Here is a 14,334-nt window from a genome sequence, read left to right on the forward strand (position 1 = left end):
AAAAGTACGTCAGAAGTCTCGGAAGATTCCTGGCGTACTTTTTTGCTTAAGCGAATGTAGACGAAGAACGGCTATTACCGCTCATTATTCACCTAACGTCGGCTCATCGGTGAACTCGTCAACAATTCGGAAGCTGACATTTTCGTTTTCTTTTAACAGTTTAGCGACTGGGCACTCATCTAATGCCTGGGTCACAATTTTTTGCGCTTCTTCGCGTGTGTGACTTGGCATGAGAATTTGCGCGTCGACAATGAATTTGTAGCCGATTTTGTCGCGCTCAATGTCCACCCGGGTGCGTAGTTGCGAATCTTCTGCAGTACCTTCACGATGCTGGACGATGCGAATCGTTGCGTTGAAACAAGTGGACAGGGCAAATGCAATAAATTGCTCCGGATTGGTACCAGGAGCGTCCAGAAGCGAACTGGAAACACCAAGAGCTAACCCTTGATTGCCTTCGACATAACTTTCACCGACTAAACCATTTTCGTTGCGGACATAGGTATGATACAAAGATCGTTCTGCCATGCTATCCATCCTTTCTTGTTTTGAAGCTTTCACCGTGAGTATACCATGGAACCGCTTAATTTGCGGGCAATGTGTCTCGGATATCATGCCGGGCGGCTCCGTTTCTGATTAGGTTAGTGGCGTCAGGCGGACAACTTTCGTGGCAATTTCATTGATAAAATGCTCATCGTGTTCCACAAATAGCATCGTTGGCTGATAGCGGGTGATCGCGGCCATGATCTGGTCTTGATTGTAAGTGTCCAGATAATTGAGCGGCTCGTCCCAAATATACAGAGAGGCTGGCGTCGCCAATGAACGCGCGACTTCGACTTTCTTTTGCTGACCCATACTAAGGCGTTCGATCGGCGTGGCAAAATCGGCGCGCGGCATCCCGAGCTTACGCAAGTTGTTAAGCAAAACTTCGAGGTTGAGGTGCCGCTTTTCGGCAAAGTCCGGTAGTAACCCGCGATTGTCAGGATATTGCTGGCGCACCAAACTCAAAGCAACCGGCGCCAAGGTCAGAAGCCCGGTTTGATTGCCGGTAAAATGGCCCAGTAAAGCACGGATCAACGTCGATTTACCGCTGCCATTTTCACCGACGATCGCCACTCGGTCGCCGGGGTGCAACGTAAATGAAATTGGCTGGAAAAGCGGCTGATCATAACCGACCTGAACATTTTCGGCCACAATCAAATGGTGATGATGGGTTGGGTGTGGCGCCATGGTGAGTGGATCGACTTTCTCCAAATTTTTAAGCAACTGTTCTTTTGCCGCAATTTCCTTATCCATGCGGTGTTCCAGGTTTTTGCTTTTTTTCATGGTCCTTGCTGCCCGGGCGCTGATGAAGCCGCGGGTATTATTGTGCCCGCTATCTTTCTCGTGGCGATTGCCGTAAACGCTGCGTTCTTTGTTTTCCGCCCAAACTTTTTTGTCATGGGCGGTTTGTTTCAATCGATTAATTTCATTTTTTAGCTGAGCATTTTGCGCGAGTTCGGTTTGATCCTGCCGCTGCTTTTCCGTGGTAAAGGTGGTGTAGTTGCCTTGGTAAAGCGTGATCTTTTTGCGTTCGATAGCCAGTGTGTGGTCGGTGACGGCGTCAAGAAAATCTCGGTCGTGACTGACCACGATGAAGCCAGATTTTTGTTTTAGGTAGGCAGCGACTTGGCGACGACTGCGCAAGTCGAGGTGATTCGTCGGCTCGTCAATGAGTGCAAAGCCATCGTCTCGGATGAAGAGCAAGGCGAGGCGGACCTTGGTTTGCTCACCGCCAGATAGATCTCGAAACGGCCGCCACAAGATATCAGGGTCGGCATGCAGCAAATTAAGTTCGCGTTCCAGTTGCCATTGTGCTACGTCCTGGGAGGCTTGTGCTGCGTGAAGTGTCAGTTGGCTTTCATCCAGCGCTTGTGGAAAATAGCGCAAGGATACGGGGACCGTGATCGTTCCGCGATAATCCAATTGCTGCTGCAATAACCGCAGCAACGTGGTTTTACCGCGTCCATTCCTGCCAACCAAGCCAAGTTGCCATCCTGTATCGAGGTTAAATCCGGCATCGCTAAAAAGTGGCGCCTGGCCGTCATAGGCAAAATAAAGATGTTTGATTTGAATCGTTGACATACAGCCACGTCCTTTCGCGGATATGCCTGTGTTATCAGAAGAAAGATCAGCTGACTTTTTGAGTTTTCGGGACTACGGCGGTGGTAGCGACATCGTAACTGACAACGCTTGGCAATTCATGTCCAACTTTCCGTAACGCGTGAGCCGGCTCCTGAGCGCGCCGGTTCACGCTCATAAAAAAACAGCCCTAAAAAATCTAGGGCTGATCAAAATAAACGGAGTCTCCGCCATTGATCAAGCCCAATTGTCAAAAAGTCCGCACTGATCCCGTTGCTGAGAACAGGACTTGGACATTTTCAACAATTGGCTTACTTCAATGGACAGACCTCACTTTCGCTTTAACGTTGTTTTTAAATTAGCACGGCTGGACCGGTTCGTCAACTTTTAACGGCTTCAGCGATTGGCGTGTTGCCACTGGCGATTTTGATTGTTTCGCGCTGGCGGTTGCTGTCTAAAGCAGCGACGAGGACATCAGCGACATCGGCTCGCGGAATGGTCGATGGCCGTTGCGGTTGCAGCGTGATGGTGCCTTGCGCCGGGTCATTGGTGAGGGCAGTCGGCTGGACAATGACATAGTCCAGATCAGTGTTATGGATCAGCCACTCATCAGCGTAGTACTTGGCAATATAATAATCGTGCAGCTCATCAGGCCACTTTGCGGGATCCTCGGCATCCAACGCGCTTAACATAATGAAGAGGCCAACATCATCGGCTTCAGCAGCTTTCATGGTTTTAATTGCGCCGTCGAGATCCACGCCGAGTAGGTCCTTGCCCCGCGAACCGGCAGCAAAGATAATGGCGTCGTGGCCGGCAAAAAGTTCCGTCAAGCGTGAGACCGGCCATGCGAGATTAAGTTCGACTGCCCGAAAGTTTTTCTGCGGATCTGGTGTCTGGGTGAGGGGATCGCGATAACCGCCTGTCACGGTATCGCCGCGATCCAATAGTTTGTGCACCAATAGCTGGCCAATTTGGCCGTGGGCACCGACAACAAAGATTTTCACAACAAAGGTCCTTTCCTGAAAAATAGTTGTTATCAGTATAACGGTTTTTATTGAGGCATGAAAGCGCTCGCCGAATTTTTTAGACTAAGCGACGCTCAAGACCGGCAGTGTGCTAGGTTTAAATTATTTCAAGCGGAATATGGTGACGCGGTGCCGGGAACGCTTGGTCAAACAGCGCTAGTTCATCCGGCGTAAATGTAACGTCGGCAGCTGCGATATTTTCGGCCATGTGGCTCGCTTCGCCGGTACGCGGGATCGACAGCACATCACCATTACGCAGTAGCCACGCCAGCATAAGCTGATGGGTTGAAACGCCCTTGGCTTTGGCCAGATCCACGAGCTCCGGGGTCAACTTGATTGACTTACCACTGCCGGAACCATAAGGCGAGTAGCCAATCGTCGTGATGCCGGCTTGCTTTTGACGTGGTAGGAGGTCATATTCAATGCCGCGTGATTGCAAATTGTATAACACTTCGTTAGCGGCAACTTGATCGCCACCGGGTTCCATCGTGAGTTGATCCATGTCGTCAACATCAAAATTGGAAACACCGTATTGGCGAATCAGGCCTTCTTTTTTCAATTCCTGGAGGCCTTCAAGCGTTTCTGCTAACGGGGTTGCCCCACGCCAATGCAACAAGTAGAGATCGAGGTAATCGGTTTTAAGGCGGGACAGGCTATTGGTCAGCGCCGTCCGCATTTGCTTTTTGTCTGCATGGGACGGGTAGAACTTGGAAATCAAATAAATGTCGCTCCGGTTGTAATCACCCAGAAAACCGCCGATCAGTGATTCCGCAGCGCCATTCCCGTACATTTCCGCAGTATCAATCACGTTCAAGCCGTGATCCAGCCCGTATTTTAAGGCTTCGGTTTCACGAGCACTCTGCGCAGCGTTGCCTTCGCCCAGATACCAAGTACCCATGCCCACAATTGGTACCGTGACGTCGCCAATATTGATCGTTTTCATAAAAGCAACCTTCCTTTCTTCCTACAAGTCCATTATACAAACTAGTGAAGAAATAAAAACATGATCGGAAAAATGGAACAAAAGATGAGAACGCGGCTTCTTTTAAAAGTGAAAAAATGCAAATTTTTCACTGCCTAAACCGCACTAATTCTTAGCGATGATCGTTATCAGGCTCGACTGGCGGAAGTTTTTTCGCCCCGGTGCGATAGTGGAAAAAGTAGTGCACGCAGACCAATGCCAAGAAGATCACGCCGACTAACAATGAAATGCTGGTTTCGGGATTGAGCAACATGAAAAATAAAGTGAACGCAAGGAAAATAAGTGTGAGATAATTGCTGTAAGGTGCGAATGGCATTTTAAAAGGATGGTCAGGCATTTTATCGGCGTGAACCTTGCGGAAGCGCGTTTCGCTGACGAGAATGACGACCCACGGCACCATGCCGGGTAAAACGCTGGAGCTATAGACCAGCACGAAAACATTCTTGGCGGCAGGCGCCACATAAGGCAATAAGGCGTTTAAGATGACACCAAGTAAAATGCCGGCGCCAACGGAAACGACCGGGTAAAACGGCACGCCATGACGATTCAGTTTGGTGAAAATTCGCGGCAATTGTTTGGCATCAGCCAAGGTATACAGCATCCGACTGGCAGAATAGATGCCTGAATTTGAGCCGGACAAGGCAGCCGTGATCACGACGAAGTTAATGAGGGATGCCGCAAACGTAATGCCGATTTTGGCAAAGGTCTGCACAAACGGTGATCCTAGTGTATTGAGCTGATCCCACGGGTAAATGGCCACGATGACGAAAATCGCGCCCACGTAGAAGATGAGGATTCGACCAATCGTATCTTTGACCGCCTTAACAATCGTCGGCTTGGGATTAGCGGCTTCGCCTGCTGTGATCCCGATAAGTTCCACACCTTGGTAAGAACCGAGCACAATCGATAAGGCGAAGCAAAAGCCTTTAAAGCCGCCGGTGAAGAAGCCGCCGTGGGTCCACAGATTACTGATACCCACGGGATGGCCGCCATTGCCAAGACCGAATAAAATGACGCCGAGTCCGGCAACGATCATCAAAATAATGGTAACAACTTTGATGAGTGCAAACCAGAACTCCAATTCGCCAAACATTCGCACCGAAATCAGATTGGCTAAAACAAGGAAGGTGATCGCTACGAGCCCAGGAAGCCATCCCGGCAGCCCGGGCCACCAGAATTTAAAATATTCACCAATGGCAATCATTTCTGACATGCCCACGACCACGAACTGGAAAATATTACTCCATGCGGTTAAGTAACCAAAAAGCGGGTGCATGTATTCGCTGGCAAATTTGGCAAACGAGCCGGTTGCCGGATCGACATACAGCATCTCACCCAAGGCCCGCATGATGAGATAGAGAAAAAGGCCGGCAACAATATACGCAATCAGAACTGATGGTCCCGTCCATTTAATTGTTGCGCCGGCACCCATGAACAGGCCTACGCCGATGGTGCCGCCAAGCGCAATCATTTGCATATGGCGTCCGCTAAGTTTTCGTTGCATGTTGATCCCCATTTCTTTCATCTAGTGGCATACAGAAAAAGACTATACAAGAAAAGTCTAGTTTGCGCAAACAGGTGAACGCAAAATGCAGACATTTTTGAAACCGGCATGTACTACATTTGTAAGTATAACGCTTGCTGTTCCAAATCATGTTCGTTCGTCCTCGTTTGCGTTAAACTAGTACCGAATCATTTAAATTTAAGTAGGATATGAGGAAATATTTTGGATAAAGATAATAAGTTAAAAACATCATTAAATGCTTATATGGCAAAGCACCAACTGAACACCAACGCCACATCCGTTGCCATCGGCGTATCCGTGCCGACGTTACGCAAAGCCTTGCGCGGTGAAAAAGTCAGCCGCAAGACGACTGCTAAGATTGAGAGCATTATTGCATCAGGCAAAGTGCCAGCAGGTGCAGCCACCACCAAAAGGACAAAGAAAACTGTTGCCAAGAAACCAGCAGCTAAAGTAGCAACCCGTAAGACCGCTGCAAAGACGTCGGCTACGCCAAAAGCGGCAGCTAAGCGAACTTCAACCGGAACCGTTGGACGTCCGGCACACAGCCAAGCCAACTCAACGAGCGCATCGGCAACCAATCACAGTCAGTCAACGACCCAAGCGGCTGCTAACACGCAGGAAAATGCGGCAAGCACGCAACCAAAGCGTCGGACGACAACGCGGGTTAATCGGGCAAGCGTGACGGCACGCCAGGCTAACCGGACGAATAATCAGCATCAAAACCAGGCAACTAACTCAGAAGCGCCAACCGAGCAGCCGACCACAAGTAAGCGACCGTCAACTCGGAACCATCGCTTTACCATTCGGCAGCAGCCGGATGTTGCGACCCAAGAAGCTCAGGCTGAAGCAAAGAAGCGTCAGACGCAAACGAACAGCCAGTCTGCTGCGGCTTCGGTGAAACCGGCCGAAAGTGATGAACGGCACGAAACAACGGCGCGGCATACTAAACAGCACACGCCAACCGGTAAAACCGAGACGTTCCGGCGTAATGGCAAGTCTGAACATGAACCGGTTCGCAACGAACGGCGTAATGTGCGGACCGATCGTAACAAGCCAAATAGCACCCGACGTCCGGGGCGGCCTAAGCAGAATCGGTTTGCGGCCAATGCCGATCCGCAAAACTGGCAGCCAATGACGCAATCGGCTTCTACCAGTGCCTCGCAGTCAATGACCAGTCAAGACGCAACCAAGCAACATGTGCCGGCTGTGGTCAATAAAGTTGAAACCCATACGCCAAGTGTCATCCGCTCTTCGTCAAATGAGCGCAATGGTGTAAATGGTGCAACCGCAAGTAGTACGAGCAACAACACCTCTGCGACCAACGCCACCAGTCAGCGGAATCAGCGTGCCAGTTATGGTATGCATACCGAAGCGCCATTGGTCACTGGTAAGCAATTGCAGCTGTTCATCGATGAAAGTTTTGAAGAACGGCGGCCAGATCCGCGCATGATGCATATGGGAATTGCAGCCGTTTTCCCGGAAGGCGACGATGAAAGTCTTGCCGGTTTTCGGGATGCGCTTTACCCGTATGGTTGGGAACCTGGCGATGAAGTCAAGGCACGCGGCAAACAAGTCGATGCGCTGACGCAGTTAATTAAAGCAGCGCAACATGAGCATATGGGGATGTACACGGTCTTTTCACGCAAAACGACTTATCCTGATTTTGCGCCGTCAATGGAATATCTCTATCCGTATATCGGTGCAACGATTCATGTGCTGCGGGATGTGGATACCACTTTTGACAGTATTGTCATCATGATTGATCATCGTAATGAGCTGGAAGGCAATCAGCTTGTGATGGGGGCCGATATTGTCAGCCGCTATCTGACACTGTCACTGGAGCGGCCGATCAAAGTTCGCTTCGAGTTTGCTGATTCGCGTGAACATCTTGGCTTGCAGTTGTCTGATTTTGTTGCCAATGCAGCTTTGCGCTTGAGCCACGACGAACTCAGTCTGATTGGGATTAACCCGATGCCTGAGCTTGGTGTTTCGCAGCACGATCAACTTGTACGCCTGACATTGCTTGGGTTGCAGCAGGTTGTCATGGGCGTTCGCGCAGAGCGGGCGGCAACCCCGTCGAAGCACTCGCAGCCTGATCGGTTCATGCAACTGATTTTCGATGCCACGTATGCGGACTCGGATCGGGTTCGGGGCGCGTTGCCGGTGGTTAAAAATGCCTTGGAACAGTTGATCGATGTTCTGCCAAACGCGCGGGTCGGTCAGATTTCTGGCATGCCGAATCAGAGTTGGTACGACATGACGGCACGAATGGCTGGCTTGTTGCGGTATATCAATAAGGATCCGAAGCCGTATGGCAAGGTTTTGGCGAAAATCGAAAGTGTTGCCAAGACAGCTGCGGATGAACTGGAAATGGCGCTGGATTCTGACTCAAAAGCCAAGCGTTAAAGTTAGGCTAGGAGTTTTATGCCGTGCCAAACTACGCAATCTCCGGCCAGCTGGGGCTGGAACGGAGTGGGCACGACTTAGAGCCTCTGCAAAAGCGGCAGAGTCTCTAAGCTCGGCCTTGTTGTAGGCGGGGCAAAAGGCGCCCCACCAACAACAATTTCACTCCTGAGCCCCATCTGGCCTACGATTGCTCCGCTTTGGCACTACAAAAGTGTTCAGTCGCCTTTATATTTCGATTGTGAATATAGACCTTGAATCATTTCGTAGTTACGATAACAATTCACAGTCACCACAACAGCAAAACGGTTTCGGAAAGATGATGATAACCTCATCTTTCCGGAACCGTTTTTGTGTACGCGCAGTCACACGATGAAACTATCCTGATTTTTCAGATAGGTAATTTCGTCAAATGTGATGCGGGTTTGCAGGCGTTGCATGATGTCGCGGCTTAGCTTGCCGTCTGCGAATGCTTGCTGGATGAATTCATATTCGGCGTGGAAGGCCTTGAGGAACATGGCGTAGAGGATGTCGCCGTTGAAGGAGTCGGAGTGAACCCGGCGATGGCGATCGCGGTAGAAGCGGCGGATCGTGTTGACAGCACTGCGGTTTTGGACATTTTCGATATGTGTCAGATATTTCATGACCGCATCATATCCCGCCTGTTCGATTGGCAGAAGATCCTCACCATGTGCGGTGAATTGCCGCTTCCAAAAGATCGGTTCCAGGTTAAGCGGCGTGGTCAAAAAGGCGTTTTGAGCTTCATTAAATGCCTTGTACATGCGCCCCATGTTAATGGAAAAGCGTATTCGCAAAAACAGGTTTTTCCATAAGCGCTGATCAGCCGTGAAATCATTTAAGTCGATAAACCGGTTATAATAATACGCCTCATCTTTTGTAATCGTTCCATTAGCTCGTAACGCTTCAATCGCCGCTTTTTCCGCTGTAATGGTGCCTTCAAAAATGCTCCGCTGCAGCCGGCGCGATGGGTTGTCGTTTAGAATCATTTCCTGCGACAAGGCATCAGCGACGATCTGGGCCTCACTGTGATGTTCGGTTTCGTCGCGCATAGCATCGATGCCCGCCGACAACATGCGCCGTAACCAAATATATTGACGATTGCGCTTCGGCTGTTTTGGTACGCAAAATGGTAACACCACCACCGGGACAATCAGGCTCAGCAGGATGACCACCGCCGCAATCAGGATTAATCCCTGGCGTAACGCAAATTCGTGTCCGTTAATTGTTCGTGGCATTGAAAAGGCCAACGATAATGTGATAGTCCCGTTTGCGCCGCCCAGCATCATAATCAAAGCATTGCGCCACCGATTTTTCTTGCCGATGCGTAAAAGTGTGCGGCTCCAAAAGAAGCGAACCAGTGATTTTGCCGCGTAAATGAAAACACCGATTCCCACGAGCAAACTGAATAAGCCGGCTTGGCCGCGTAAGGCTTCGATGACAACATTCGGTAACGATAAGCCTAACAGGACAAACACCAATCCGGACAAAACCGCCGCAATCATTTCCCAGACATTGGCGCTGATGATCTGCATGCGGGCGCTGGTCAGCCGTAATCGGTCACGCTCAACACCTTGCGCAATCCCGGCCGCCACCACTGCCAAAATGCCGGAAAGTGCCAGCTCTTCAGCCAAAAAATAAACTAATAACGGAGTCAGCAGCTGAATGCCGACCATAATGAGCGGCTCATCGTCACCGATCCGAATTAACCACGCTCGGAGATTGACGATCAAGGTACCAATAATTGCACCAACTAAAATGCCACCAAAAAAGACAAACAGAAAATCCAATAACGCATCGGTTGCCGAGAAACTGCCGGAAACATAAGCGGAAAGCGCCAAGTCAAAGGCAACAATACCAGCTGCATCGTTAAATAGACTTTCATTATTTAACAGCTGCATCTGGCTGTCACTCAAAGGATTCGTCTGCGCAACGGCACTGACTGCCGATGCGTCGGTAGGCGTGACAATGGCGATCAAGGCAAATGCCAAGCTGAGTGGGATAACAGGGAAAAGGGCATGAACACTGAAGCCTAAAATAATGACCGAAAACAACACCAAACCAACCGCTAGCGACACAATGTTGGTCAAAGACCGGCCGATCTGGAGTCGTGATGCATTTTGACCTTCGTTAAACAGCAATGGGGCAATGATGGCGAAGGAGAAAACCGATGGATCAATGGCAAAGTTCCGCAACGACGGCATGACAGCCAACGCTGCACCAAGGCCAATCAGGAAGAAAGGTAGAGGGATCTTAGGAATATGACGGGCAAGCAGATTGCCAACAATCACGGTGGCCAACATAATGCCGAAAATAACAACCTGACTCAAAGCAATCCCCCCTTAGAGCGTGAGCTGGCGCAGCGAACGCGTTTCACCGGTTGACCCGATTCGATGCCTCAATTCTAACACCAAATTTATAAAAACACTGATTGCTAGCTCGTTGCAGTGGATGTCGGATATCAGGTAAACAAAAACTGTAGTATCTCAGCATCAATACAAGGATTTTGGTGCAAGCTACTGTGGTAGGCTCCGATTGGCGTTCCGCGGTAAATGTAAAGGGATGTGGGAACGCCGGCTGCTTTAAGCTCTTTTTCGTACCGCTTGACGCCAGCAAGGCTGACAGCCCAGTCGCCTTTTGCGCCGAAGATCTGGCCGCCAATGACGAGCGTTTGAACGGATTTAGGAAAATATGCGAGTTGCGGTGTGGGATCACGATAAAATTCGCTGGCAAACGAGATATATTTAACCACTTGCGGTTGGGCGTCAGTGTGCTGCGTCGTCAGATACCGAAAGCTGAGGTTACTGCCCATGGAATGGCCGACAAGGTTAATCCGCTTAACCTGATGTTAGGTGCGCAGCCAATGTAGCAAGGCGGTGAGTTGCCGGGTTTCTTTGACCGGTGCCTTGGCATCTTCAAAGACAACGCTGATAAGTGGATTTTTTCCGTCATAGCGCTTGGCACCGGTCACTGTGCGTTTCCCGGTGGCACTGATTTTAATGGTCGTGACTTGATTAGTGGCGTGATCCTGCTGAAACCGGCTGACCATGGGCCCAAATGTCAGGCTGTTACTCCCGTAGCCCGGTATGAAAACCGTGACGACGTTGGTATTGCGATAAGTTCGGGCGTGGATCGGTCGGCTGCCAATTTGCCACCAGAACCAATAACCGCCAGCGGCCAACAAGAATAAGCCGAGCACAGTTTTTCCTAACCAATGATGACGTTTTGGTTGTTTGCGTTTCATAATGCACCAGCCTCCTGAGCGTGAGCATGGCGAGTAGACGATAATAAAAAAGTTGGGCACCGCGACCTCACAATGACGGTGCCAAGCCTATTTCGATCCTTGCAAAAATGGGCCACGCAAAACTGGACGATCATTGCGGGCCTGAAGCTGTCGATGATTGTCCGGGAAAAGTTGCTGAAAACGTTGGCGTTGGTGAGGACTGATCGTGACGGCGGTTTGATCGATGACATACCAAGTGACGCCTTCAGTTAGCGGCGGTGTGGTCAGCGAACCGAGGTAGCGATAGACAGTTCCTTTTGGCGGCAGCAAACTGTCGAGTTGCAGTGCCACTGGCTGCGCGCTGCGGGTCACGAAATGATCAAGCGCGCTGTCCATCACCGGCGCGCCATCGCCCAACGGTAATAAAACTGCCACGACGCAAAGTGCGCCGATAGCCGATTGGTGCACAAAATGCCATTCTGCGGCGCATTGATGGGTGGTTTGGTGTTCTGCCGGCACATGCAGATGCGCCTGAATAAAGTGCCATTGGGTCTGGTCAATCTGCGTGCGGCCGTGTCCGGTTAGGCGGATGGTAACGTGGTCGTCAATTTCCTGATCCACCAGCCAAGGCTCCTCAATGGTTAACGTTGAAGGATCCGCAGCGGTTGCGTCACGCAGGTCAATCGGGGACTGTTGCTGGCCAAAACCATTCGGCCAAGTATCTTGATGGTGATAGTCTAACGGTGGCATGTCACGCTAATTCCTTTCGTCGCATTGAATAGATGAATGGTTTCAAAAACAGGCCCTGCCAAAGCAAAACCTGTTTTTCCTCGTGAGCGAGGTGAGTTGGATTGTTAGTGAGAGGTCAGACTAGTCGAGCAGCTTAACTGCCGTTCCATAAGCAACAACGCTTTGCATGTCGCCGCCGATTGAACCGGAGTCAAACCGCATCATGACAACAGCATCGCCGCCAACTTTGCGAGCTTCATCGCGCAACCGCTCGATCGACTTTTCCCGTGACTCATGCAGCATATTGCTATAAGCTTTGATTTCGCCGCCGACAATATTTTTTAAACATGCGCCGATGTTGCTAATCACGTTTTTAGACTGGGTGGTTAAGCCGAAAACCTCGCCAATAATTTCGTAATGCTTACCGGGAATGTTCTCGGTCGTTGTAATCAGAATATCTTGTGCCACAATAAAACCCGCTTTCCTTATTGAAATGAATGTCAGAAGATTCGTTTTACACAGTTACAATTTAAGTACATCGTTATGCTGTCGAGTGTCCATAACCAGCATCAGATTACCACCCGTGTATGGAGATCACAAGTAAAATAGCCGCTTAAGCGACGTAGAAGACATTATGGTAAAGAACGATGCTTAGATGCTAATTAACAAGGTCACTATCGTTTAATGATAAAAATACATTATTTAGTGAGAAACAAGTTTTAAAAAATTGAAAAGTTTAAATGTTAATCAACGAAAAGGGCGTTGCATCGAACCTTAAAAGCACCTTTATATAGTAAATAGTAATGATTATTAGTTCGAAAAAGGGCTTTTTAATTGACTTTAGAAAAACAATAATGATATAAAATGAGTGTCGATGAAAATACTAAGGTAATGACAGAGGAGGACTTTTAATGGCACATACGATTGCGGAAGTAGATGCCCATCATCACCACAGCCTTGCTTGTGGGCACACCAAACTGTTGCATGGTGATCATGTGGATTATCTTGAGAACGGCCATCTTCATCACCCACATGAAGACCATTTTGATGAGGCTGTGATTCCTGTCTCTGCTAACAATCCTGATGGTGAAAGCCCGGTTGTTGAAGGCGAGTTGCATGATGAGTACTGCGGCCATGAACAAGTACCGCATGGCGATCACATTGATTATTTGGTGAATGGTCGATTGCAACATGTTCACGGCGACCATGTTGACGATCATGGGCCGGTGGATGTTGTCAATTGATATCAGGTTCAAACAAGTTGCAAAAAAACCGCGGTTTGCGTGACCGCGGTTTTTTAATATTCGCTCTTCCGGATGATCTAAGCACCACTTCTAAGTTAACGGTTTGATCATCAGGACAAAACCGAGCTTGATTATTTAGAAACCTTAATGACAATTCGACCTTCATGCTGCGGATCATCTAGCAGTTGATGGCCTTTGATAAAACCTTCGCGGGTAAATGGCAACACGTAGCCGACTTGGACGGTCAATTTGCCTTGCGCCATTAAATCAACGAGGGTTTGCAGCGCCCGTCCAACTTCGGAGCCGCCGAGTGGTCGCGTGTGCACGAACCGAACACCGCGACTCAGTAAAGGCTCAGTATGGCTAACCGAAACGATCAGCCCACCATCCTTGGCCATTTCGACATCATCATCGCCGCCAAGCCCATTCATCGCTGCATTAATGACGACATCAGCTGTCCGGCGTAGCTCATCGACGGGGTTGCCGCGATCATATGCGACAAAATGTTCGATTCCTAGGCGGTTGACCTCGGCTTCATGCCGGCTGGCGGCGATGCCGATCACGGAGGCACCACGTTCAACTGCCAGTTGGATCGCGGCAGAGCCAACGCCGCCGGAAGCCCCTTTTACAATCACCGTATCGCCGGCCTTGATTTTACCGAGTTCGACCATGCGATAACCAGTGACGCCAGGGGTAATCAATGCAACTCCGGTTTCCGGAGTGATGGCAGCTGGCAACAAGACACTCATGTCAGCCGCTGCGGTCACGATTTCGGCATATGCACTGGTGGTTCGGGCAATGACGCGATCGCCTTCGCTAAATTGCGTGACACGACTGCCAATTGCACTTACGACGCCAGCAACATCATAGCCCGGCACAGTCAAGCCGCTGCCGCCCATTTGCCGTGCGATCCGATCACGGTTGTTAAGGCCGATTGCTTCGGTTTTGATTTGAATTTCCCGCGGACCCGGTTGCGGTGTCGGCAATTCAATCGCATCAATGACTTCCGGACCGCCTGCCTCGCTAAATCCATATCCGATCATATTCTTCCCTCCATACACGTCAAT

At 49.9% G+C, this 14,334-nt stretch carries 11 protein-coding genes and 1 pseudogene; 2 read left to right on the plus strand and 10 right to left on the minus strand.

Annotation, left to right across the window (positions count from 1 at the left end):
- Positions 1-84: 84 nt before the first annotated feature.
- The 5 genes from LBCZ_RS02165 to LBCZ_RS02185 all read right to left on the minus strand — a co-directional run bounded on the left by LBCZ_RS02165 (position 85) and on the right by LBCZ_RS02185 (position 5,629).
- A complete protein-coding gene (locus LBCZ_RS02165) occupies positions 85-525 on the minus strand; it encodes an OsmC family protein (protein ID WP_025012766.1) in 441 nt (146 codons plus the stop codon).
- A 108-nt stretch (positions 526-633) separates the two neighbouring features.
- Positions 634-2,121: a ribosomal protection-like ABC-F family protein gene (gene abc-f / locus LBCZ_RS02170; RefSeq protein WP_025012765.1), complete on the minus strand. Its 1,488-nt coding sequence runs from the start codon at positions 2,119-2,121 to the stop codon at positions 634-636.
- Between the two features lie 377 nt (positions 2,122-2,498).
- Positions 2,499-3,122: an SDR family oxidoreductase gene (locus tag LBCZ_RS02175; protein WP_025012764.1), complete on the minus strand. Its 624-nt coding sequence runs from the start codon at positions 3,120-3,122 to the stop codon at positions 2,499-2,501.
- 118 nt (positions 3,123-3,240) lie between these two features.
- The gene (locus LBCZ_RS02180) at positions 3,241-4,086 is read right to left on the minus strand and encodes an aldo/keto reductase (protein ID WP_025012763.1); all 846 of its coding nucleotides are present in this window, start codon (positions 4,084-4,086) and stop codon (positions 3,241-3,243) included.
- A gap of 151 nt (positions 4,087-4,237) precedes the next feature.
- Positions 4,238-5,629: an amino acid permease gene (locus LBCZ_RS02185; RefSeq protein WP_039639574.1), complete on the minus strand. Its 1,392-nt coding sequence runs from the start codon at positions 5,627-5,629 to the stop codon at positions 4,238-4,240.
- 222 nt (positions 5,630-5,851) lie between these two features.
- Here LBCZ_RS02185 and LBCZ_RS02190 point away from each other — a divergent pair, with 222 nt between their 5' ends.
- Positions 5,852-8,056, plus strand: a complete 2,205-nt coding sequence (locus LBCZ_RS02190) for a DUF3800 domain-containing protein (RefSeq protein WP_039639572.1) — start codon at positions 5,852-5,854, stop codon at positions 8,054-8,056.
- 362 nt (positions 8,057-8,418) lie between these two features.
- On the opposite strand, the gene LBCZ_RS02195 is transcribed toward LBCZ_RS02190, so the two are convergent.
- The 4 genes and pseudogenes from LBCZ_RS02195 to LBCZ_RS02210 all read right to left on the minus strand — a co-directional run bounded on the left by LBCZ_RS02195 (position 8,419) and on the right by LBCZ_RS02210 (position 12,491).
- Positions 8,419-10,401: a cation:proton antiporter gene (locus tag LBCZ_RS02195; RefSeq protein WP_025012762.1), complete on the minus strand. Its 1,983-nt coding sequence runs from the start codon at positions 10,399-10,401 to the stop codon at positions 8,419-8,421.
- Positions 10,402-10,532: 131 nt separating this feature from the next.
- Positions 10,533-11,315 (minus strand): annotated as a pseudogene (locus LBCZ_RS02200) (alpha/beta fold hydrolase).
- Between the two features lie 87 nt (positions 11,316-11,402).
- Positions 11,403-12,044: a carbonic anhydrase family protein gene (locus LBCZ_RS02205; RefSeq protein ID WP_025012761.1), complete on the minus strand. Its 642-nt coding sequence runs from the start codon at positions 12,042-12,044 to the stop codon at positions 11,403-11,405.
- A gap of 120 nt (positions 12,045-12,164) precedes the next feature.
- Positions 12,165-12,491 (minus strand): heavy metal-binding domain-containing protein, encoded by a 327-nt coding sequence (locus LBCZ_RS02210; protein ID WP_025012760.1) that lies wholly within the window; start codon positions 12,489-12,491, stop codon positions 12,165-12,167.
- A 443-nt stretch (positions 12,492-12,934) separates the two neighbouring features.
- Between LBCZ_RS02210 and LBCZ_RS02215 the strand changes: the two genes are divergently transcribed.
- Positions 12,935-13,267: a hypothetical protein gene (locus tag LBCZ_RS02215; RefSeq protein WP_025012759.1), complete on the plus strand. Its 333-nt coding sequence runs from the start codon at positions 12,935-12,937 to the stop codon at positions 13,265-13,267.
- Positions 13,268-13,398: 131 nt separating this feature from the next.
- Here LBCZ_RS02215 and LBCZ_RS02220 read toward each other — a convergent pair whose 3' ends face one another.
- On the minus strand, positions 13,399-14,310 hold the full coding sequence (locus LBCZ_RS02220; RefSeq protein ID WP_039639568.1) for a quinone oxidoreductase family protein: 912 nt from the start codon (positions 14,308-14,310) through the stop codon (positions 13,399-13,401).
- Positions 14,311-14,334: the final 24 nt, after the last annotated feature.

It is taken from the genome of Lacticaseibacillus casei DSM 20011 = JCM 1134 = ATCC 393 (assembly GCF_000829055.1).
GTDB classification, from domain to species: Bacteria; Bacillota; Bacilli; order Lactobacillales; family Lactobacillaceae; genus Lacticaseibacillus; species Lacticaseibacillus casei.